The organism is Amycolatopsis sp. AA4, assembly GCF_002796545.1.
In the GTDB taxonomy this organism is placed as follows: Bacteria; Actinomycetota; Actinomycetes; order Mycobacteriales; family Pseudonocardiaceae; genus Amycolatopsis.
Genome location: NZ_CP024894.1, coordinates 5,615,824 through 5,637,106, shown reverse-complemented (window position 1 = coordinate 5,637,106; position 21,283 = coordinate 5,615,824). Strand labels below are relative to the sequence as shown.

At 66.8% G+C, this 21,283-nt stretch carries 15 protein-coding genes and 2 pseudogenes; 10 read left to right on the top strand and 7 right to left on the bottom strand.

Annotated elements, in window-relative coordinates:
- The first annotated feature begins 158 nt into the window (after window positions 1-158).
- Complete coding sequence (locus tag CU254_RS26085; RefSeq protein WP_009080854.1) at window positions 159-1,259, top strand: M20 family metallopeptidase; 1,101 nt, start codon at window positions 159-161, stop codon at window positions 1,257-1,259.
- A gap of 41 nt (window positions 1,260-1,300) precedes the next feature.
- Here CU254_RS26085 and CU254_RS26080 read toward each other — a convergent pair whose 3' ends face one another.
- Both CU254_RS26080 and CU254_RS26075 read right to left on the bottom strand, forming a co-directional pair.
- Window positions 1,301-2,896 (bottom strand): gamma-glutamyltransferase family protein, encoded by a 1,596-nt coding sequence (locus tag CU254_RS26080; RefSeq protein ID WP_009080852.1) that lies wholly within the window; start codon window positions 2,894-2,896, stop codon window positions 1,301-1,303.
- The gene (locus CU254_RS26075) at window positions 2,893-3,753 is read right to left on the bottom strand and encodes a 3-keto-5-aminohexanoate cleavage protein (protein ID WP_100266882.1); all 861 of its coding nucleotides are present in this window, start codon (window positions 3,751-3,753) and stop codon (window positions 2,893-2,895) included. The genes CU254_RS26080 and CU254_RS26075 overlap by 4 nt, the downstream gene beginning before the upstream one ends.
- A gap of 330 nt (window positions 3,754-4,083) precedes the next feature.
- Between CU254_RS26075 and CU254_RS26070 the strand changes: the two genes are divergently transcribed.
- Together CU254_RS26070 and CU254_RS26065 are read left to right on the top strand one after the other, a co-directional pair.
- Window positions 4,084-5,103 (top strand): alanine racemase, encoded by a 1,020-nt coding sequence (locus tag CU254_RS26070; protein ID WP_158688091.1) that lies wholly within the window; start codon window positions 4,084-4,086, stop codon window positions 5,101-5,103.
- Entirely contained in the window at window positions 5,100-6,326 is a 1,227-nt protein-coding gene (locus CU254_RS26065; RefSeq protein WP_037714872.1) for an MFS transporter, read from the top strand. The genes CU254_RS26070 and CU254_RS26065 overlap by 4 nt, the downstream gene beginning before the upstream one ends.
- A 225-nt stretch (window positions 6,327-6,551) precedes the next feature.
- Here the strand turns inward: CU254_RS26065 and CU254_RS26060 are convergent.
- A pseudogene (locus CU254_RS26060) lies at window positions 6,552-6,680 on the bottom strand (IS110 family transposase); the annotation flags it as partial.
- A gap of 264 nt (window positions 6,681-6,944) precedes the next feature.
- A pseudogene (locus CU254_RS26055) lies at window positions 6,945-7,394 on the bottom strand (IS110 family transposase); the annotation flags it as partial.
- Between the two features lie 850 nt (window positions 7,395-8,244).
- Between CU254_RS26055 and CU254_RS26050 the strand changes: the two are divergent.
- The 4 genes from CU254_RS26050 (at window position 8,245) to CU254_RS26035 (ending at window position 11,913) form a co-directional block, all read left to right on the top strand.
- Complete coding sequence (locus CU254_RS26050; protein WP_037714869.1) at window positions 8,245-8,829, top strand: hypothetical protein; 585 nt, start codon at window positions 8,245-8,247, stop codon at window positions 8,827-8,829.
- A 71-nt stretch (window positions 8,830-8,900) separates the two neighbouring features.
- A complete protein-coding gene (locus CU254_RS26045) occupies window positions 8,901-10,172 on the top strand; it encodes a 7-cyano-7-deazaguanine synthase (RefSeq protein ID WP_050788281.1) in 1,272 nt (423 codons plus the stop codon).
- Complete coding sequence (locus CU254_RS26040; protein WP_009080839.1) at window positions 10,169-11,380, top strand: ImmA/IrrE family metallo-endopeptidase; 1,212 nt, start codon at window positions 10,169-10,171, stop codon at window positions 11,378-11,380. The genes CU254_RS26045 and CU254_RS26040 overlap by 4 nt, the downstream gene beginning before the upstream one ends.
- 2 nt (window positions 11,381-11,382) lie before the next feature.
- A complete protein-coding gene (locus tag CU254_RS26035; RefSeq protein WP_158688090.1) occupies window positions 11,383-11,913 on the top strand; it encodes a hypothetical protein in 531 nt (176 codons plus the stop codon).
- 467 nt (window positions 11,914-12,380) lie between these two features.
- Here CU254_RS26035 and CU254_RS26030 read toward each other — a convergent pair whose 3' ends face one another.
- On the bottom strand, window positions 12,381-12,911 hold the full coding sequence (locus CU254_RS26030) for a hypothetical protein (protein WP_009080836.1): 531 nt from the start codon (window positions 12,909-12,911) through the stop codon (window positions 12,381-12,383).
- A gap of 809 nt (window positions 12,912-13,720) precedes the next feature.
- Between CU254_RS26030 and CU254_RS26025 the strand changes: the two genes are divergently transcribed.
- From CU254_RS26025 to CU254_RS43235, 3 genes are all read left to right on the top strand, one after another.
- A complete protein-coding gene (locus CU254_RS26025) occupies window positions 13,721-14,284 on the top strand; it encodes a helix-turn-helix domain-containing protein (RefSeq protein ID WP_234392749.1) in 564 nt (187 codons plus the stop codon).
- Window positions 14,239-14,787 (top strand): integrase core domain-containing protein, encoded by a 549-nt coding sequence (locus tag CU254_RS26020; protein ID WP_037714865.1) that lies wholly within the window; start codon window positions 14,239-14,241, stop codon window positions 14,785-14,787. The genes CU254_RS26025 and CU254_RS26020 overlap by 46 nt, the downstream gene beginning before the upstream one ends.
- 678 nt (window positions 14,788-15,465) lie before the next feature.
- On the top strand, window positions 15,466-16,443 hold the full coding sequence (locus CU254_RS43235) for an MFS transporter (protein ID WP_158688089.1): 978 nt from the start codon (window positions 15,466-15,468) through the stop codon (window positions 16,441-16,443).
- A 785-nt stretch (window positions 16,444-17,228) separates the two neighbouring features.
- Here the strand turns inward: CU254_RS43235 and CU254_RS26005 are convergent.
- Entirely contained in the window at window positions 17,229-20,471 is a 3,243-nt protein-coding gene (locus CU254_RS26005; protein ID WP_037714862.1) for a carboxyl transferase domain-containing protein, read from the bottom strand.
- A gap of 88 nt (window positions 20,472-20,559) precedes the next feature.
- A complete protein-coding gene (locus CU254_RS26000) occupies window positions 20,560-21,207 on the bottom strand; it encodes a TetR/AcrR family transcriptional regulator (RefSeq protein ID WP_009080832.1) in 648 nt (215 codons plus the stop codon).
- Between the last annotated feature and the right edge of the window lie 76 nt (window positions 21,208-21,283).

The window sequence follows — 21,283 nt, the reverse complement described above, 5'->3', positions numbered from 1 at the left end:
TCCGACAAAGGGATGCTGGCAGACCGGGTACGCCGTCGTCGCGTCGTTGTGCGCACGGCACCTGGTCGCCAGCTTCCCCGGCTCGTTCCGCACGGGGACAGCGGACTGATTACCAACGCACAGAAGGGCTCTGCGGACATGGGAGTTATCGTCAGCGCATGATCACGCACACCGCCGTCCCGGTTTCCGTCGAATCGATGCTCGACGACCTCAAGATCCTCGTGGAAGTCGAGTCGCCGTCGGGCGACGTAGAGGCTTTGACCCGCTCGGCCGCGGTGGTCGCCGGGATCATCGAGACTCGTCTCGGCGGACAAGCGGTTTTCGTCGAAGGCGAGGCTGGTCCGCACGTCCACTGGTCGGGCGGAGGAGAGCCGCGGGTGCTGATCGTCGGGCACCACGACACGGTCTTCCCGCACGGGACCTTGGCCCGCCGCCCGTTCGCGGTCGAGGACGGACGGGTGACCGGCCCAGGGGTCTTCGACATGCTCGGCGGTCTGGTGCAGGCGATTCACGGTCTTGCAGCGCTGGACGACCTGACCGGCGTGGAGATCCTGGTGACGTGTGACGAGGAAAACGGCTCGCATACTTCGCGGGCCCTCATCGAGGAGCGAGCGCGGGCGTGCGGTGCGGTACTGGTGTTCGAGGGCGCGGCCGAGGGCGGCGAGCTGAAAACCGGCCGCAAGGGGTGCGGCACGTTCGAGGTGCGGGTCACCGGCCGGGCCGCGCATGCCGGTCTTGAGCCGGAAGCCGGGGTCAACGCCTTGGTCGAAGCTGCCCGTCAAGTACTGCGCATCGAGGAGCTGAGCCGCCCCGAGGCGGGCACCACGGTAACCCCGACCATCGCTTCCTCCGGCACCCAGAGCAACGTCGTGCCTGCTGAGGCCACGATCGTGGTCGACGTCCGGGTCGCGAGCACAGGGGAGAGGGATCGGATCGAAGCCGCGTTCGCCGCTTTGAAGCCGGTTGCCGGGGAAGCCTCGATCGAGGTGCGCGGCGGTATCGGACGCCCGCCGATGCCCGAGTCCGCGGCATCGCGGCTTCTCTCGATTGCTCGCGGGCTGCTGCCCGGCATCGAGGGCGTCGCGGTCGGAGGCGGGAGCGACGGCAACTTCACCGCGGCGATGGGAGTGCCTACCCTGGACGGTCTCGGAGCCGTCGGCGGCGGTGCCCACGCTGACCACGAGTACCTGTTCGTTGCCAGCATGGCCGAGCGCGCGAACCTGGCGACCAGCTTGGTAGCGGAGATCCGGAAGTCGTGAGCGCGGGGCGGTCCGCGTCGGCGACCGACGCGGACCGCCCGTCACCAGCTGGCAGTCAGGCCTTCTTGCCTGCCGTCGTCCAAGCCGCAGGCGAACCCGTTGCCCCGTTCGACGAGGCGCTTGACCCCGCCGACGCTGGCTTTGACCACAACAGGATGACCGCGGTCGGCCAACGCCTCGACGACCTTGCCCGGCATGGCATCGTCGATGCGCAAGTGTGGTTCGACGTCGGCTTCGACCTTGTCGCACCCCGGATAGTAGGTCCACTGCGGCCGGCTGAGAGCCTGCAGCGAGGTATCGCCGTCGTGCAGCAGCGCCAGCACGGTCTGGGCGTTCCACTGCGTCTGGCCGTCGCCGCCTGGCGTTCCGCCGAGCCAGCGCAGACCGCCAGGCCCGCTGATGCTCCACGGCAGGATGGTGTTGACCGGGCGTTTGCCCGGTGCGGTGCGGTTCGGCTCGCCAGGTCCGAGAGTGGAACTGCGGCCGAGCCGGTCGCCGAGGAAGAGGCCCAGCTCGGGAACTCCGGCCCCGGAGCCGAATGCCAGTCCTAGACTTTGCACCCAGCTGACGCCGTTGCCCTCGGCGTCCAGGACCGCGAAGTGTGTGGTGTCGCCCTGGTGGTAGTGCCCGGCGCAGACTGACGCGCCGCGTCGTCGCGGGTCGACCCCGGCGGCCAGTTCGGACAGCACGGGCTCGGACAGGGGGTTCGGCAGCTTCATGAAGTCCGGGTCGCCCAAGTGCCGCAGACGCCAGCCGTAGGTCTGGTTGGCGATCTCGGCCAGCACGTGCATCCCGGTCGGCGAGTCCGACCGGTGCTCGGCGGCGAGCCGTTCGTAGAGAGCCAGATTTTGCAGCAGCAGAGGCCCCTGGGTCGGGGCCGCGGTGGTGGCGACGGTATGCCCGGCGAACCGCAGTGTCAGCGCGGAGTTCAGCGACGCGTTGTCCCGCAGGCAGTCGTCGCGTGTGACGAACCCGTCGAGACGGTCGCTGACGTCTGCGATGGCTTCCGCCAGCAGGACGCGCAGGGCCGCGGGCTCGTCCGCGTGCTTCGCGATCAAAGCGTACAGCGCCGCGAGGCCTGGCTGCCGCAGAGCGGAGCCGACCGCGCCTTCTGCCGCCGCGGGTTCGTAGCGCGTGCGCAGCTGAGTGTCCTCGACAGACTCGAGATTGTCCTTCGTCCACCGGTGGAATTGCTCTGTCACCGGGACGCCGCGTTCAGCGAAATCGATCGCTGGCGCGAGCAGCCTGCTCATCGGCAGCGAGCCGAACTCGCGGTAGACGGCGAGCCAGCCGTCCATCAAACCCGGTGTCGAAACCGATAAAATGCCGGTCTCAGGCACGGTTTTCAGCCCACGTCCGGCGTACGCCTCGACGCTCGCTCCCGAGGGTGCCCGGCCCAGCGCCGTGAGCGCCACCGCGTCGGCCGAGCCAGCCCGGTGCAGCACCGCGACCCCGTCGCCGCCAGGCCCGCACGCCATCGGCATGGCCACGGTCATCACGGCTGAGACCGTGACCGCCGCGTCGAAGGCGTTTCCCCCGTCGCGCAGCACGTCGAGCCCGGCGATGGTGGCCAGAGAGCTGCCGGTCGTCACCATCGCCGCGCCCCATTGACGACGGTCGCGCAGCACGACTCTCATGCGATCGCCCGGTCCACAGACGGAAGTCCGATAGTTTTGCGAGCTTCTTCGGGAGTCATCGGTTCCCGGCCGAGTTCCGCGGCGATGCGCACCACGCGTTCCACGAGGCGCGGGTTGGTGGCGGGACTGCGGTCGGCCCAGTCGTAGTAAGGATTGTCCTCGAGGCCGACCCGCACGTGCCCGCCGAGACTCAGCGCGAGGGTGTTCGCCGCGAGCTGAGAGCGGCCGATTCCGGCGAAGGCCCAGGTCGTGTCCGTGGGCAGGCTTGCCAAGATCGCGGCGGCGTTGGCCGCGCTCACGTCGGCGGTGCCCCGCGAACCGAGTAGGATGTTGCAGTAGTGCGGCCCGGTCAGGATGCCTCGCTCGATCAGGAAGTTGGCGTAGTTCGCCATGCCGACGTCGAAGATCTCCAGTTCGGGCACGACGTTGTGCTCGCGCATGGCCGCGGCCAGGCCGGCGATGGTTTCGGGGCTGTTCACCGACGGGCCGCTCGCGAAGTTCATCGACCCCAGCGTCAGCGAAGCCATTTCCGGCTTGGCCGGGCCGCCGATGCGAACTGAGGCGCTCCGTTTGTCCAGTTCCGACCAATTGCGCCCGCTTGTAGTCACCACGAGCACAAGATCGGGCGCTACGGACGCGACCGCATCGCATATCTCGGCGAATCGTTCAGGGTGCCAGGTCGGCTCTTCGTTGTCGTCCCGGGCATGCAGGTGCACCATGGCAGCACCCGCGTCCCTGCAGCGCCGCACGTCGGCGGCGATTTCCTCGGGCGTGATCGGCACAGCTGGCACCTTCGCCCTGCGCGGCACCATCCCGGTCGGGCACAGGTTGACTATCACCTTGTCGGCGGTACTCACAATTCCCCCCTTGTGCAAACGGCTCGGCTTGTTGAGCGCAAAGCTATCGAGCCGCAATTCTCCCCTGTCGAAACCGGGAATATAGCTACCGTCAAGAGGCACGTCAACCAGAACTTGTCGACAGTGGAGTGAATCATAGTCCTTGCTGACGGCGATCCTTGATGTTAGATTCCTTCCTGCTGCGAAACAGCGCCTGGGGAGGGGGGTGTTTCATTATGCGTAAGTGCAAGAGCACGCGCTGCAAGAGCCTTTGATGTCATGGCGGGTACGGCCGATCGGCCGTACCCGCCATCTTAAACAATCGATGATGGTGTCTTCGTGAGTCCTGTCGTGTTCGTCAGCAGGCCTGTGGTCGAGCGCAATATCGAGAGGTATCACGCCCGGTTCAAGTGCTCTTCGGTCGCATTGCGTGCCCATGTGAAGGGCCATCGGACGGTCGAGCTCGCGCGGTTCCAGGAAGCTGCCGGCGCGTCTGGAATCGCCGTGCACACGACGGCGGAAGCGCGTCGTTACCTCGCCTCGGGCATAACGGATATTGTGCTTGCTTGGCCGTTGATATCACCAGAGCGTTGGTCGTTCTTTGCCGATTTTTCTGCTTTCGCTGATGCGCGCGGTGCGACAGTTTCCGCGCATGTCGGAGATCCCGATGCGGTCCGGCAACTGGGCGTGTTGTGCACTGCGGCGGGCACCGATCTGGCCTTGCGGATCGACGTGCACTTCGACGACCGGGGAATCGCTCCGGAGCGAGTTCTCGACCTGGCGCGATTGGTCGAGACCACCCCAGGGGTGCATCTGGACGGTGTCACCGGTTACTGGGGCCCGGCCACCGATGACGAGGTTCGGAACTGGGACGAATGCGGCCGCGCGATGGCACGCACGCTGGTCGAGGTCGCGGGAGAGGTGCGGGCGGACGGCATGACGTGCCCGACCGTCGCGGTCGGAGGCACGCCGAACGCGCTCGCGGTGCTGGACGTTCCGGGGGTGACCGAGGTCTGCGGCGGCGCCTACGCCCTATGGGACTCGGGGTCGGCGGAGGCAGGGTTGTGCACGCTCGAGGATGTGGCGGTCTCGGTCCGCGCCACCGTGCTCGACGTCGCCGACGGCGCGATCCGTACTGATGCTGACGAGCTGTTGGCCGACGCTTCTCAGGACTGGGCGCCCGAGATCGTGGCCGTCCGTGCGGACGGCACGCCGTTCACCGAGGCTCGGGCCGGAGAGGTCGTCGACCTGATCCCCGCGCATCTCTGCCCGTTCGTCAAGAAGGCGGGCCAGCTGGTCGTCACCGACGACGACGGCCGGCCGGAGGGCAAGTGGGATACGCTCTACTTCGGACAGGAGACGAACAGGTGAGTGAAGCCGCACTCGAAGACCGCGGCGTCATTCGCCGAGTAAGCGCGCAGATCGTTACGCAGCACCTGCTGGCACAGCTCGGCTGCTACACTATCTTGCCTGTTCTACCGGTCCTGCTGGGCCGGCTCGGCGGCGGGCTGAGCGCGTGGTTCATCGGCGTGGCGTTGTTCGCTTTCAACGCTGCGATCCGCGGTGCTTCCCTGTTCTGCGGCGGGATGCTGCACCGGTCCCGGGTCCGGGACAGCATGACGGCCGGGCTACTAGTGGCCGCGGCCGGTTTCGTCGCGCTGCCTGTCGCGCCTGGCACGGCAGGTGTGCTGGTCTGCCTCCTGGTGGCCGGGATCGGCATCAGTGTCAACGGCCTGATGGCGAGGGTGTATGTGGTGATGCGCCTGAGCACCTCCGGCGCCCGCAACACCGTTTTCTCGGCTATCCAGACGGCCGCCAACGTCGCCGCGGCGTTGGGGCCTTTGATCGGCAACCTGTTGCTGGGCGGGCAGTACCTCACGCCGTTGCTTCTGCTGGTTGCCGGTTTGTACGCGGTGGCCGCGGTGGTCGCGTTCGCCACGGTCCCGGCTGACTTGCGTCCGGGTGACGACGCGGTCCGCCCGCCATTGCGGATGGGCATCCTGAAGGTCGTCATGACCGACCCGGTGGTACGACGGATCTCGCTGGTCGTCGCTGCCGGGCTGTTTCTCTATGGGCAGTTTTTTTCCGCTGTGGCCTTGAAATTCACGCAGCTGACCGAGTCCTCGGCGGTGCGCGCTGCCGCGTTCGTGACCAACGCGGTCCTGGTCGTGGTGCTCCTGATCCCCTTCAGCGCCTACGCCCGGCGAAGGCTCGCTGCGGGAGTTCGGCCGTTTGGGTTCCTGCTTGCCGGAGTGGGTTTGTTCGCGGTGTCGTTCGCCGTGATGGCGGCAACCGGGGAGACGCTCGTCGGAGCGTTCGCGGCTGTCGTGCTGTTCTCGATAGCGGAAGCGGTCATCTCGCCGATGATCAGCACCGTGTTCGGCGATCTGACCGGCGACCGGCCAGCCGTCGAGGTTTTCAACATGCGCCAGGTAGCGACAACGGCCGGCGAGTCCCTGGGCGGCTTCGCTGGCGGTGCTTTGTTCTTGACAGCTTCAGCGCACAACGTGGGCTATGTGTATTGGATAGGATTGGCCGCGTTAGGAGCTCTCGTGGTATCGACGCAGTGGCGTAGAAGGAAGAACGTTTCATAGTCGGCCAGCCGGCATAATGGACATTATTTATGTTCGCCTATTATTTGGGTTCTGTGAGAGCAGTCTGCGCGGGGCTGCTGATCGGCTGATCTGCTGGTCGTGCGAGGAAAGCGTTGCCGTTTGGGAAACCTATTCAGCGCGACAAGCGCAATCAGTAATATGACAGGAACGAATTCCTTGAAGGTCTGACTTCGCTTCTTATTCCCCGGGGGTCCTGTGTGGTTGTCAAGCCGCGGCTGCGGTGGGAGCTGGCTCGGGGTGTCGGTAGTGGGTGCCGTTGCGGAGCATGGAGTAGAGGACGTCGCAGCGGCGGCGGGCGAGGCAGATGAGGGCGGCGTTGTGGTTCTTGCCTTCGGAGATCCGGACGGCAGGGAGGCCGGGGATGGTTCCCACGTTCACTCTGTGACCGATCGTCGAGGGAGGTGCCCAGCTGCTGCCCCGACAGCATCGCCACGACTACGCCGCAGGCTTTCACCGTGGCCTCCCCGCCGACGACCTTGTCCGGCTTCGGAGTTGACGAGCCAGGCGGCTCGCCACGCGCTGCTGTCCAGCCCATATCCACCAGGTTGGAGCTGGTTCGACGTCTACAGGGCTTTACCGCTGGTTCCTCTTGTGCACGTTTCTCGTCTTGCTTGCCGAACCCGCGCCGTCTGGCTGTACCGGCACGTCCAGTTCGGCCAGGGCCTCGTCGCCCACGTCGACCTGGCGCAGGGTGTGAGGCAGGGGAGCGAGCGGCGTCGGCGATGATGAACGGGTCTCGGGCATCGGTTTTGGCTCGGCCGGGGTAGAGGTCCGCGATGCGGCGCATCGCCAGGCCGGGCAGGTAGGCGACCTGGTGGCCGGCGGCGCGGGCGACCGTGACCGGCAGCGCCCCGACCGTGGCCGGCTGGTCGACCACGGCCAGCAGCGGACCGTGCTGGGCCAGCTGGTCGAACAGGCCCGCAGCTTGCGTTCGGTGTTGGGCAGCGGTCCGTCATGCAGCCGCTTCCCGTCCGGGTCGAGACCGACCGCGTGGTGGGCGTCCTTGCCGGTGCCCAGGCCGAGAAAGACCTCAAAACTGCTGCGCATCCACCATGCCGTTTGTTCGCCGCGACGTGGTCACCGGGTTGGGCATCGATGGCCGGCACCCACGTTACGTCGAGGTCTACCAAGCTGGTGGCCGTGTCCCTATTCAGCGGTCCGTCGATGCCACCAGACCCGGTGACGCCACCCCCGGATCATGCGTGCGACTGGGGGCGTTAGTCATGCCGGGCCTAGTGACCACGGCTCCTTGATCAGGAACTACGAAGAAGGTCACGGGGTCCGCGAAGGTGACCGACCTGAGTCTCGCCAGCGCGGGTTTCAAGGTGTGCCGCCGCGCCGACGTTGTGAATGCCGGAAACATACTCATGGGTGATGACCGGCTGGTTCGTGGCGTGTGGGCGGGCGGTTGACGGAGTGACGGCACGGTGGGTCCATGATCACGTACTGTGATCGTGAGATTGCGAAACATGCTGTTAGCGCGAGTATCTGCGCGGCTGGTGCTGCGTTCGCGATTCGATGGCTCCGAAGATGTGGCGATCCTGGTGCTGTGCGCCATGAGCGAAACACGCGGCGATCGTCGTCGGTCATCGCGTCGTCGTAGCGTGGTCCGTCCGGTCTCGCGGCGCGGATGTGGGCAATCTGGACCGTGACGACGGGGACTCGCCGTTCATCTTCATGACCTGCTCGGGGCGGCCGCGTGCGTAGCAACGGACAAGACTGAAGGCGAACAGCGCCTTCTTTGTCAGTTCGGGTCGTTGCGGACTGTACGACCTTAGACCGGCAGTTTTGGGCGGACGAGTCATCGTGGCTGGCGAGCCCACGTTTCACAGATTACTTATTGACATCTATTGCGAGCTTGAGCGACTATAGATGTCAATAAGTCAGGGAGGTGCACGTGCCTGATGGTGACTACATCGCCTGGCACGCGGCAGCGAAGTGGCGCAAACTTGCCAACCTGCTGAAGTCGGGCGCATCGGACATCGAGATCGAAGACAGCGCAGCTTCCGCTGTCGCCAAGACCATCCGAGCGTCCGGCGGGGTGCCTGACTTCGCAGCGGCTGCGCAACAGGTGTTCGCAGCCGTCGCCGTCGACTCTGCGGTGGTGGCCCGCCCCAAGCCGTCGGCGACCGTGGTCGGCCGGATGCTGTCGGATTCGATCCAGGCACTTGCGGTCCGGTTGCAGAACTCGATGCAGTTGGTCTCTCCGGCCCAGGCCGCTCAGCTGCTGGCGCGCCAGATGATCGGCCGGATCGTGGCGGCTGGCATCGACCACGACGTGCCTGCTCTTGTCGGCAAGGGGCACTTCACGGCGGGGGAACTGCAGACTGCGCTGCGCAGGGTGGTTGACTCCACCCCTATGAAGGAGCTGGCGATCCGGTGGTTGGCGCATCCGACCGGCATCGGACTAAGGGCTCCGAACCGCAGAACCGCTGCCAAACCGCTCGACGAACTGCTCGGCACTGCTTTGGATGAGCTGTGAGCGCCGTCTCGCGAAGCGTTATCGCCTTTCGCTCGTCGTCTGACCGGGCGGCGAGACGCATCGAGTTCGGGGTGGACGCTCGGCTGGACGGACAAGGCGTCCCCGACGTGCTGTCCCGTCAACTTGACCCGCTCGCGGCGGACTTGCTGGAAGTCGCGGCCGCCGTTTACGCCGTCGACCGCAGCGTGGTCCGACCGCGCTACGCGGGGTTCGAACGCGGGGAAAACTGGGCGCGGCAGATCGACCTGACGATCCCGGTGCGCTGCCGGGAACGCTGGGAGTCCGTGCGGACCGACCTGGCGGAACTGCTCGCATGGCTTACCGACGACGAATGGTCCGTCTCGTTCAGCGAGTCGGATCGCGACAGGCTCACCGGAGGCCAGGGATACCTGGTGAGCACCTTGCCGGACGACATCGAGCCGGTGCTGTTCTCCGGCGGCCTCGACTCGTCCGCGGGGCTGGCTCTCCGCCTGGGCGGGCCGCCGCTGCTGCCGGTCAGCGTGCGCACGAACAACGACATGGCCGGGGTCCAGGAGCGCGTCCTGTCCCGACTCCGCGGCGTGTCCCGCGAGGTCCTGCCAGCGGCCAGTTTCCGGGTCAACCTCACCGAGTCCAGGACCCGAGCTCCTGGGGCGAAGCAGGAGAATTCCCAACGCTCGCGCGGTCTGCTCTTTCTCGCCGCGGGCATCGCGGTGGCGATCACGCTCGGAAAGGGACGGCTGTGGTTCCTCGAGAACGGGATCGGCGCGATCAACCTGCCCTACTTGCGGTCCCAGGTCGGATCGCAGGCGACGCGGTCCGCGCATCCGCGGACGGTGCAGGCGATGGCCCGGCTGGCCGGGACCCTCACCGGTCAGGATTTCGCAGTGGAAACGCCGTTGCTCGGCCTGACCAAGGCCGAGGCGGTGTCGGCTGTGCCACCGGAATACGAGCACGCTATCGCGTGCAGCGTGTCCTGCGACACGGGATTCGCGTCCCGGATCAGCGGGCATCCGCCCTGCGGCACCTGCACCTCGTGCTTGCTGCGGCGGCAGGCGGTGACAGCTTCGCGGTATCCGAAACTCGACGAGGGGAAGCGATTCCGGCGGATTCCGGACCGGACGACGCCGGAGCTGGCCGCGATGCTGTGGCAGGCTTCCCGGATCGAGTCGCGGCTGGCCGAGCAGGATCCGTGGAGCGGCTTCGTGGAGGAGTTCCCGGAGATCGCCGGAGCTGCGGAGTTCGTGCCCCGGGACCGTCTGCTGAGGCTGTTCGGCGCCTACGTCTGCGAGTGGCCTAAGGTTTTGGCCTCGATGGACGTGCCGGTCGGAGACTGGTTCAGCGGGCAGGAATTGGCTTCGTGACGACGGGAAAGACGATGGAACAGACCGAATCGGCCCAGGCGCTCGCCTCGCGGATTCGGGGTGCCCGCGAGGCGGCGAACCTCACCCAGGCACAGGCGGCAGCCGAGCTGGGCGTGAGCAGGCCGACACTCATCGCGATGGAAAAGGGCACCCGGTCGGTCAGTCCGCCGGAACTGGTCAAACTCGCGAACGCCTATGGGCGCGACGTCGCCACCCTGCTGCGCCCGACCGCGCCGCCGGCGTCGATCCGAGCCAAGTTCCGTACGGCGTTCACCACCGGGCCCGACAAGAGCGAACAGCTCGAGACCGCCGTGTCCGAGCTGGAGGAACTGGCCGACAACTACGTCGATCTGCTGCGGCGATCCGGATCGAGACTGCCCGGCCGACAGCCCGCGAGCAGATCGCTGGACTATCTCGCGCCCGACCGTGCCGGCGAGGACCTCGCGACGGAGGAACGCAACCGGCTCGGGCTCGGCGACGGGCCGATCCAGCAGCTCCGGGAGATGCTCGAAGTCGAAGTCGGGCTCCGGGTGTTCTTCCTCGACCTGCCCTCGAAGATCGCCGGGCTGTTCATCTACGTCGATCCGCTCGGCGGTTGCGTCGGTGTCAACCGCAACCACCCAGCCGAACGACGGCGATGGACGATGGCGCACGAATACGCCCACTACCTCTCCTCGCGCGACCGCAGCGAAGTCACCCCGATCGGCGCACGGGGCAGGATCCCGGACACGGAACGGTTCGCCGAGGCCTTCGCCGGGAACTTTTTGATGCCCCGCAACGGCATTACCCGTCGTTTCCACGAACTCAGCCGGGACAACGGAGGAAAGCCGACTCCGGCGACCATCGTCCAGCTCGCGCACGCCTACCGGGTATCGGCTCAAGCGCTCTGCCTTCGCCTGGAAGACCTTGCGCTGGTGCGCCCGGCGACCTGGGATCGGCTGAAGGACAACAACTTCCAGCCGCGAGCCGCGGCGGAGCGACTGCGGTTGCCGAACCTTCCCGACAACGGCTCCCGGCTGCCGTATCACTACCGCACGCTTGCGACGCAGCTGTTCGTCGACGGAGACATCACCGAGTCGCAGTTCGCCCGGTATCTCGGGACCGACATCGTCGGCGCGCGTGAGGAGTTCGAGCGCTTGACCTCCACCACGGATGTAGGGGACGACGGAGAGATGCAGGTGCTCGACCTCCTCGACGGCGTGGAGTGATCGTGCCGTCTTCGCTGTTGCTCGACTCTTGCATCGCGATCAACCTCGCGGCCACCGGACGCTCACGCGACATCGAGGAGGTGCTCGAGCTCAAGTACCTCATGGTGGTACCGGCCGCGAAGGAATGCGGCAGCATCGAACTCGCCGGCGACCTGCCGATCGTGCGGCGCGCGCACGGCGGAGGCGGGCAAGCCCTGGTGGCCGAGGTTCTCTGGCTGATCGAGGCGGAATACGACATGTACGTCGAACTGGCGGCGGACGTCGACGACGGCGAAGCAGCGACCGCCGCGACTGCGCACCATCGGTCCATTTCCGCCGCGACCGATGATCGGAAAGCCCGTCGCGTCATGAAGAGCTTAGGTCTGGCCGAGCCAGTCGGCACCCCGGACCTCCTCAGGGACTTCGAAGCTGCAGCCGGGCTTCCGCCCGAGGAAACAGGTGCGATGCTCAGAGATGTCCGGGACAGGGCTCGTTATGTTGCTCGCCGGAACGACCCCCTGCACGACTGGTGGGAAGACCGGCTTCAGCGCTGACGGCGCGAAGGCCTGCGACTGGCCCGGACCAGCTCCGCCTGCGGCCAGGGCCGATTCACTGGCATGGGCGTCGCTGTCTCGGCAGCTGTCTGGCGCGATCGCGCGTACTGGATGCTCCAAGAGGCCGAGGCCAAGACCCGGCTGTTCCGCACTCTCGGGAAACGCGGTCTGAGCTGATTTGGTACCGCATTTCCGACACGAGCAAAACTCTCGCGTGGTGCATTCTAGGAGGGTCGAGGCCTCGTCGGCCGCAGTTAGTCGGACGCGGCTTGCAGGAAATCGCTCAATCGGTCCGCCTTGTTGATCCAACCGCGTTTACTGGCCTGTTTCCGCGAAATGAGGACGATTCCCGCGCGTTCGAACGCGGCCGCCAATGCGTGCGGACGTCGCCGCGTGGACTGGGTGCAGCCGCTCGGCCAGCGCCCGCTGAATCCGTCCGGGCTCAGCAGGTGCGGAACTCGGTGCGTTCAGGCCAGCAGATCTCCGCGAAAGCACCCGTCCAACGGTCGCCGCGTGCCGGTCGACGGGCGCAGGGAGTCCGCTGCGGCGTGTTTTCCGGTCGGGGTCTGGATCATCGGGATGATGTGCGTCTCGTCCAGCAGGGAGGCACGCCTGGCGACGACGACGGGAAAGTTGTTCCGGCTTTCCGGCCGAGGAGCTCGAAGCCAGCCCGCGGCCGTCTTCCCTTTGCCGAGCCTGATGCCTTCGAAACTGGAGTAGATGACGACCTCGCAGCCGTCGATGATCCCCCGGTAGGTTACGTCCGCGGCATGTTTTCCTCCGGACGGGCGCAAGCGCAGTGCGCGTGCCCACTGGGCTGCCGTGGCCGGGGCTCCGGGCCCACAATCGACGGGCGGAAAGCCGATCACCTGACGGGAATTTCCTCGCTGCACTACGAGGGACTCGTAGTGCAGCGAGGGGTCGTTTTCCCTGGCGCGAGCGGTGATCGCACGTCGCAAGTTGGCGTCGCGTACTTCATGCAGCGGCTTGCGTCGCACCGGTACTCCTGGTTCGTTCCGTCGTCGTCAGGTTGACCAGGACATCTTGCCGTACCGGCCGATTACCCGATCGAGTTCCCCGGTTTGCAGGAGCGGGCCGGCCCGGGCGAAGTGTTCGGGAACGCTGGGGCCCGATCGGTGAGGCGTCTTCCGCCCTGGTCGACGAGACCGGCAACCTGATCATCGAACTGGAGGACCTGTGGCCTCCACCGCCGCGCCGCGCGACGACCGGTTCGCGGCCGTCACCGACAATCTGACGGTCGGCGGGTTCTCATTCATTTGTGCTGGGCAGCGTGGGTTGTGGGTTGTGTGCGTTTCAGTAGTCGTTGGATCTCGGTGGCTTGTGGTGCTTCGAGGCGTCGGTAGATGTCCTGGGCCGATGGACGGGAGACCCCCAACTCGTCGGTTCCACGGTGCGGTGAGCGTGGTAGGGGTCGGTGACAGCCCTTGCCAAGGCCACGTTGGCATGCCTGTTCCAAGGTCGAAGCGGCGAGGTTCCGGTGTGTGGAATCGTGAGATGGACTCACCTGCCGCCGCCCCGCGACCATCGTCGTCGGACGGAGGAGTACGAGCCTTGACGAACTCGGTCCGCCCGCTGGCGGCGGCCGAATCCGAGCTGTCCGCGACCGCGGCTGCTGAACCCATCACCCAGAACAAGGAGTCCTGAGGCGTGGCCAATCCATTCCGGCTCTCGAAGCCCGTTCAGTGCAAGCCGCTCGACGAATGGGGCTGTGGGGTTCCAGAAGTCTAATCATGCATTCTGACCAGCGGCAATTGCTCTTTCGGCGGGTAGGGCATGATCGCCGGGCATGTCGCTGCGTCTGCTCTACCTGATCTTCCTCCGGCTGCTGGGTCTGTTGGTGTTGTTCGGTCGCTCGTCGGCGTCCAAGAACATCGAGTTGCTGGTGCTGCGCCACGAGGTCGCCGTACTGCGCCGAAGCAACCCGAAACCTCGCCTGGACTGGGCCGACCGGGCTGTGTTCGCCGCGCTGGTCCGGCTGATGCCCACGACGCTGCGATCACACCGGCTGGTCGCCCCGGGAACGATCCTGCGCTGGCACCGTCGGCTGGTAGCCGCGAAGTGGACCTATCCACACCGGCGCGGGCGTCCGCCCGTCGACGAAGCGATCGCCGGGCTGATCGAGCGGATGGCCACAGAAAACCACAGCTGGGGCTACAAGAGAATTCAGGGCGAGTTGCTCAAGCTTGGCCACCGGGTCGGGGCCTCGACGATACGGCGGATCCTGAAGCGGGCGCGTATACCCCAGCGCCGGCCCGGCACACCGACACGTCCTGGCGGCAGTTCCTGCGCACGCAGGCCTCGACGATGCTGGCCTGTGACTGCTTCCACGTCGACTGCGCGTTCACCCTGAAGCGGATCTACGTGTTCTTCGTACTGGAGGTCGGCAGCCGCTACGTCCACGTCCTCGGCACGACCACGAACCCGGACGGTAGATGGACCACGCAGCAGATCCGCAACCTCGTGGTGGCGCTCGGCGATCGAGTTGACGAGTTCCGATTTCTCGTCCGTGACCGGGCTGGGCAGTTCGCGGCCTCGTTCGAAACCGTCCTGGCTGACGTAGGCATCGAGACGGTGCGGATTCCCGCGCGTTGCCCGCGGGCGAACGGCTACGCCGAGCGGTTTGTGCTCACGGCGAGAACCGAGCTCACCGACCGTATGTTGATCCTCAACGAGCGGCATCTGCAAGCCGTCCTCACCGAGTACGTCCGGCATTACAACGGTCGACGGCCGCACCGTTCCCGCAAGCTTCGCCCACCCCGGCCGACCCACCCCGTGGCAGATCTGAACTCTCAGCGGATCAAGCGACAGCGGCTCCTCGGAGGCATGATCAACGAGTACGAACCGGCCGCGTAAATCCGCTGGTCAGCGCCGGTGAGCGACTTCTGGAACCCCACAGCTTGAGTTCTTTGAGCTGCTGGACTGAGCGGTGTATGCGCGCCATGCCACAACGCCGGCTCCGGTCGCGACGAGGACGCCGAGGAGCGCGGCGACCGCGGAGACTGCGTCGGTCCATTTCACCGGATCGGCTGCTGCGAGTACGTGCACGGCTGAACGTCGATCGTCACGGCCCGATCGTTACAGCGTGCCCACGGAAGCTCCTCGCCGGCGGATGAAGCAGGGATGCACACGCATGATGAGTGAATCCACCTTCCCTTGAGACCCTGGTGGAGCGGCTCCTGGATGAGGTTTTCGACTCCTTGGCTGGGCTCAATGAGGATGAGTTCGTGGCTTTTGAAAGGTCTCAGTTGCCAGTCCCATGTCGTGCGCGGCGCGTCGCGAGGATTTGAGGCCGTCGAGTATCGGGTTGTCTGCTGATCATGAACATGCTGGCTTGGCGTAGCTAGTGCTTGAGCAGCGCATGAACCAGAAAAATGCACCAAAGCTCGCGTAGCACCTTCGCGTGGTGGCACGGAAGCAATCCGAAGGTGCCAGCTGCACCGCGCTGCGCGAATCGGGGTGCAAAGTGTCGTACCCAAGGGCGATCGCGATGGCGACAGTGGGTCCTCACGATCGAGCGACAAGGAAAATCAGATGACGGAGTTGCCGACCTCTCAGCGACGAGCGCGTCGTGCTGTCGCCGCAGGTGCAGTTGTAGTTGCCACGGTCATGATCCGAAGCACCGCTCGCCAGCGTGGCGAGTCGTTCGGTCTTCACGCCCCGTCGCGCAGGGAACGGGTTCGGCGCAAAACCGTCACCACGGTGGTGCCATATCTTGATCAGCGCGAAAAGAGTCGCTGGGTGGTTTTCCTTGCCTATGGGCTTCTGGCGGCCGCAAGCCAGGCGCTGTTCGTGAATTACGCGCCGGTCACCGGGGACGCCGCTCGGCACTTCGGCGTTTCCGTCAGCGAGATCGGTTGGCTGTCACAGGTTTTCCCGCTGGTTTACGTGGTTGTCGCCATCCCTGCGGGGATCGCGCTTGACCGGTTTCTCCGGCCTGCCCTGGTTTTCGGTGCGGTGCTGACTGCCGTCGGCGCGTTTGTGAGGCTGGTGGGCGACGATTTCAGGTGGGCGTTTGTCGGGCAGGTTGTCGCCGCGGTGGGACAGCCGTTCGTTCTCAACGCGATACCCCCCCCGTCGATCCGTATCCGGGAACCGCTGCCCGCATGCTGCACGCTGTTCATGGACTCCGTACGCTGCCGCCGGGCCTTCATCCGCCGACCGCGCTGCCGGCGGTGTAAGGTACGGAGACCGTCGATCCTGTTGCCCGGGAACAGAAACCAGATCAGCCTGCTCTCAGCACTTCGAGCAGGTGTCCTGGCGCAGCGGTGCCCCGCAGCCCTGCTTGCCGCGATGACCCTGTGCGTGCCGAAAACCACGTCCATGGTCAAGCGACCTGTCTGTACTCATGGAAGACTCCGCCGAGGCGGTCATGTCGGCGTATCACGAGGCGTTCGATCCGCTCGGGTCCCAGTGCCTGGGGTCGGGCTCGCATGCGTGCCGCGGCAGCCAGCGATCGGTGGGTTCGATGCAGATTGCAGTGCTGCTCGTACTCACGAAGCGCATGCCTGAGGTGAGTCTCGTTCCAGATCAACGTGCGGTCCAGCAATTCGGCCCGCAGCCGGTGTTCGAGCCATCCTGGCCGCGAAGACCGCAGAGGAACTCGTGGAGCTCTACCGTGACGAGGACGTCGACGTTCGTCGGCTTTACCGCGAGCTGTCCCGGGCCCGAGCCAGGGGCGCCATCAATGACCAGCGCACCGAGAAGGGCCTCACGGCGCTTGGAGTGGCTGTGTGGGGGCCGCACGGGGCGGCGCACGGCGCAATGGCTCTGGCCCATGCCGACGACGCGCTTCCGTGCCGACCCGGTCCGAGAGTGGGTCGCACTGCTCAAAACCGCGGCAGCCCAGGTCGAGGATGAGCTTGTGACGAAGGAATGAATGCCAGGAAGCCCGGGAGCGCTCCGTGTTCCGGTTCGCGGCCAGGGCGATGGCGCTCGACAGCGCTTACGCCACCCGTAGGACAAGGGAGCCGGTCCAGGTGCTGTCCTTCGTCGCGGAGCCTTGTTCCGGCAGCGCGGAAGAAGCTGCTCGGGAGTTCGATCTCGAGTGGGACAGCTTGGTCGCGGCCGCCCGCGCGTGTGCTGACCTGGGCCGTGCTGTCCTGGCGGTCGCGGTGTCCTGTGTCTGGACGGTTATATCTGCGACGATCGTGTGCTGGCCGGGCGACCAGGAGCTGTACTCATCGCACTTTGGGTCCGCGTCACCTTCGTCTCCCAGAGGTCTGCCGCGTTCGGGTCGTCTGGGTTGGCCAGGCCCGGCCGCATGGTGTCGTTATCGCCGCGGCACGGGCCGTCGTTCACGGTCGGGTGCCGAAGGAGGGCCTGCCGAGTTTGTCGGGCAAGAGCCGGTAGGCGTCGTGAATCCAGTCGCAGAGCAGCGGGCGGCTGTCGCGCGGGTCGATGATGTCCTGTACTCCGAATCGTTCGGCGGTCCGGAAAGGCGATGACAGCGCGGCGAGCTCGTCGGAGATGCGGGCCAATTCGGCCGCGGGGTCGTCCGCCTGCTCAATCTGCGCGCGGAATGCGGCCTCGATGCCGCCTCGGGACGGCAGCGATCCCCATGTTCCGGACGGCCAGGCCCAGCTTCGGCTCGCCCGGTGCCGGTTGATGATTCCCGCGCCGCCGACACCGAACACGCGGCGGACGATCAGTTCGGCCTGCGGGACTCGCGCTTGGTAGACGGCGGTGATCGCCCGCGCGCCGTGGCGGATCGTCGCGGCTTTTTCGGCCGCGGCGCCGATCGTCATCCCGGCTTGGTCTGTCAGGCTGACGAGCGGCAGGTGGAAAGTCTCGCACAGGTCGACCAAGCGGGTGACGGCGAGGGCTCCTTCGGCCGACATGGTCGCTCCGAGGGTCGGGTCCGCGGCGATCACGCCGACTGGATGTCCGTCGAGCCGGGCCAACGCGGTCAGGGTGCCGTCGCCGTATTCGGCGTACCGGAACACTGAGCCGGCGTCGAAGACCGCGTTCAGGAGTGCGGTCGCGTCGTAGGCGCGGCGAGGATTGCGCGGGACGGCGCCGAGCAGGCTTTCGTCGCGGCGATCTGTCGGGTCGTGCGACGCGGTCACCGGCGGCAGTTCGTACACGCTGGAGGGCAGATAGGAGAGGAAACGGCGAATGACGTCGAAGGCGGCTTGTTCGTCCGGGACGATCCGCTCGACGGCGCCGTTGCGGCGGTGGATGCCTGCTCCGCCGAGTTCCTCTTTGGTCAGGCGCTCGCCGGTGCCGCCGGCCACGATCGGGGGGCCGGCGGTGAACATCTGGCCGATCCCGTCGACCAGGATCGACAGGTGGGACATGACCATCCGGGCGGCGCCGAGGCCGACCGTGGGGCCGAGGCCGGCGGCGACAACGGGTACGACGGACAGGTTGTCCACGACGGCGTCCCAGCCGGGATTCACCGGCACGTACGTGTACCCGGCCTCGCTGATCATCTTGACCGAGCCTCCGCCGCTCGCTCCGTCGAGCAAGCGGACGACGGGCAGTCGCATCTCGTTCGCGTATCGCTCGGCGAAGATCTGCTTGTCGTGGATCGCGGCGTCCCCGGAACCCGCGCGCAAGGTGAAGTCGTCGACGCCCAGAACTGCTTTGCGGCCATCGATTTTCGCCGTTCCCGCGACGAAGTTCGCCGGCGTGAACTCGGGCGCGGAGCTGTGGTCGTCGCGAGCGGTGAAGCCCGCCAGCGCCCCGATCTCCGCGAAGGATCCCGGATCGGCCAGCGCCTCGATGCGTTGCCGTGCGTCCAGCTTGCCGTTCGCGTGCTGGCGCGCCACCTTGGCCGGGCCTCCCATGTTCAGCGCGGATCGGCGGCGTCGCTCGATTTCTGCGACCTCGGCCGCCCAATCCCCGTCGCTGCCCACATCGACCGGAGGTGCCTCCGCGGAGCCGGCGTCGGCCGGTGCCCCGTACGCGAGAACGGTGCCGGCTTCGACGACGTCTCCGGCGTGCGCCGTGACGGTTTCGATGCGCATTCCGGCGGTGGCGCGGACAACGACCTCCATCTTCATCGCCTCGATGACGGCGATCGGACTGTCTTCTCCGACCGCGTCTCCGGCGGCGACGTCCAAGCTCAGCACGACGCCGGGCATCGGCGCGACCACGGCAACTGAATCCGGCGGCACCTCGACGCCGCCGCCCTGTTCGTGCCCGGCGTCTTCCTCGACGGCGAGACGTGGCCGGGTGTGGCCGAGCAGTTGCTCGAGGTGGCTTGCGATGAATCCGGTGTCCCACGGCCCGGACCGGAAGGGCTTCGACGACACGATGCCGTGCAGCAGATCGGCGTTCGTCGCCACCCCGTCGACTGCCAGTCCTTCGAGCGCCGCCGTTACCCGTGCGCAGGTGTGCGGCAGGTCGTCGGCGTGCGCGATCACCTTGGCCAGCAACGAGTCGTAGCGTGGGCTGGTCCGATAGCCGGCATAGCCGTACGTGTCGACCCGCACGCCGGGCCCGGACGGCATCTCGAAGCGCCGCAGGACCCCTGCGCTGGGCGCCGGCGAGCCGTTGTGGTCCAGCGTCTCGGTGTTGATCCGGACCTGGATCGCCAGCCCGCGAGGGCTCGGCGCGCTGGTCAGGCCGAGGTCGGCGAGGGTCGCGCCGCCCGCGACGGCGAGTTGCGCGGCGACGAGATCGACCCCGGTGACCTCCTCGGTGACGGTGTGTTCGACCTGCACGCGAGGGTTGGCCTCCATGAACCAGAAGGCGTTCTCCTCGATCAGGAACTCGAAAGTTCCCAGCCCGGCGTAGGAAACCCGGGCGGCAAGCCGCAGCGCGGCCGCGGTGACCGCTTCCCGCAGCGGCTCGCTCAGCCAGGGGCTGGGTGCCACCTCGACCAGCTTCTGATGGCGACGTTGAATGCTGCAGTCTCGTTCGCCGAGCGCGACGACTTCGCCGGTGCCGTCCCCGAGGATCTGCACCTCGATGTGCTGCGGGCGAGTCAGCAGCTTCTCCACGTACACCGCGCCGTCGCCGAAGGACTTGAGCGCTTCCCCGCTCGCTTCCGCGTACGCCTCCGCGGTGGCAGCCGGGTCGGTGACCGCGCGCATTCCGCGACCGCCGCCTCCCGCGAGCGCTTTGATCATCATGCTGCCGTGGTGCGCGGCGAAGGCTTCGGCTTCGGCGAGCGAGGTCGCCTCACCGGTGCCGGGCAAGACCGGCACCTCGCAACTGATCGCGTACGCGCGGGCGCGGGCCTTGTCGCCGAAGAGGTCCAGCACCTCCGGCGCGGGACCGACGAACTGGATTCCGGCCGCTGCGCACTTACGCGCGAACCCCGCGTTCTCGCTGAGGAATCCGTAGCCCGGATGGATCGCCCGGGCACCGGTCTCCCGCGCAGCGCGCACGATCGCCTCGGCGTCCAGATACGCCGCGGTGCCCACGCCGGGAATCCGCACCGCCTCGTCCGCGCAACGGACGTGCAACGACTCGGCGTCGTCGGCCGGGTAGACCGCGATCGCCCGCCCGCCGCTCTCGTGCACTGCCCGCGTGACTCGGACAGCGATTTCGCCGCGGTTGGCGATGAGGACCGGACTCGATTCCGACATGGTCGTGGACTCCTTCGGCGACAAGACGTCAGTGCGGCGGCGGACAGCCGCGGGCGCTGCCGCCTGCGGTGGGGCGCGGCGGCCGCCGTTACGACGAAGCGTCCGCTCGCGGTTGGGAAATGCTGCGCATGAGCTGCTCGGTCAGGCCGCGCACGACCTGTTCCTGGCTGAGTTCTCCGCCGGAGCGGAACCACACCGCCGGCGATTGCGCGGCGCGAATGAGGGTGAACGTGGTCAGCCGGATGTCGGCGTCGACGAAGGACCCGTCCGCGATGCCTTCGGCCAGCAGGTCCGCGAGCAGGCGTTCGTAGCGCCGCTCGACTTCGCGGACCTGCGCCGCGTGTTCCGCGTCGAGGCCGAGATTGGTCGTGAGGAGAATGACGTGCCGGGCGAACTCGTCGAAGTTGGTCGCGGCGAGGCTGGCCAGCGCGGCCTCCATCCGTTCGGCCGCCGGGGCCGGACGGGCGGCGATCTCCTCGAGCTTGTCCAGTTCCGTCCCGGACGCCGCGATCCGCGTGGCGACGATCAGTTCCTGCTTGCTGCGGAACTGGTAGTAGAGAATCCCTTTGCTGACCCCCATTTCTTTCGCGATGTCGGTCATCGTGGCGGATTCGTACCCCTTGCGGGCGAAGACTCGCGCCGCGGCGGCCAGGATGTCGCGGCGTTGGCTTGCTCGTTGCTCGGGATCGCGGACGACGCTGCCCCGCAAGCCGATCTCCACCGTCTCGTCGCTCATGTTCTCGGCAACCTTCCCCTTGGTTTATACCAGTCAGTATAAACCAAGGGGAGTCTGGTTTCGCGTACATGATCAG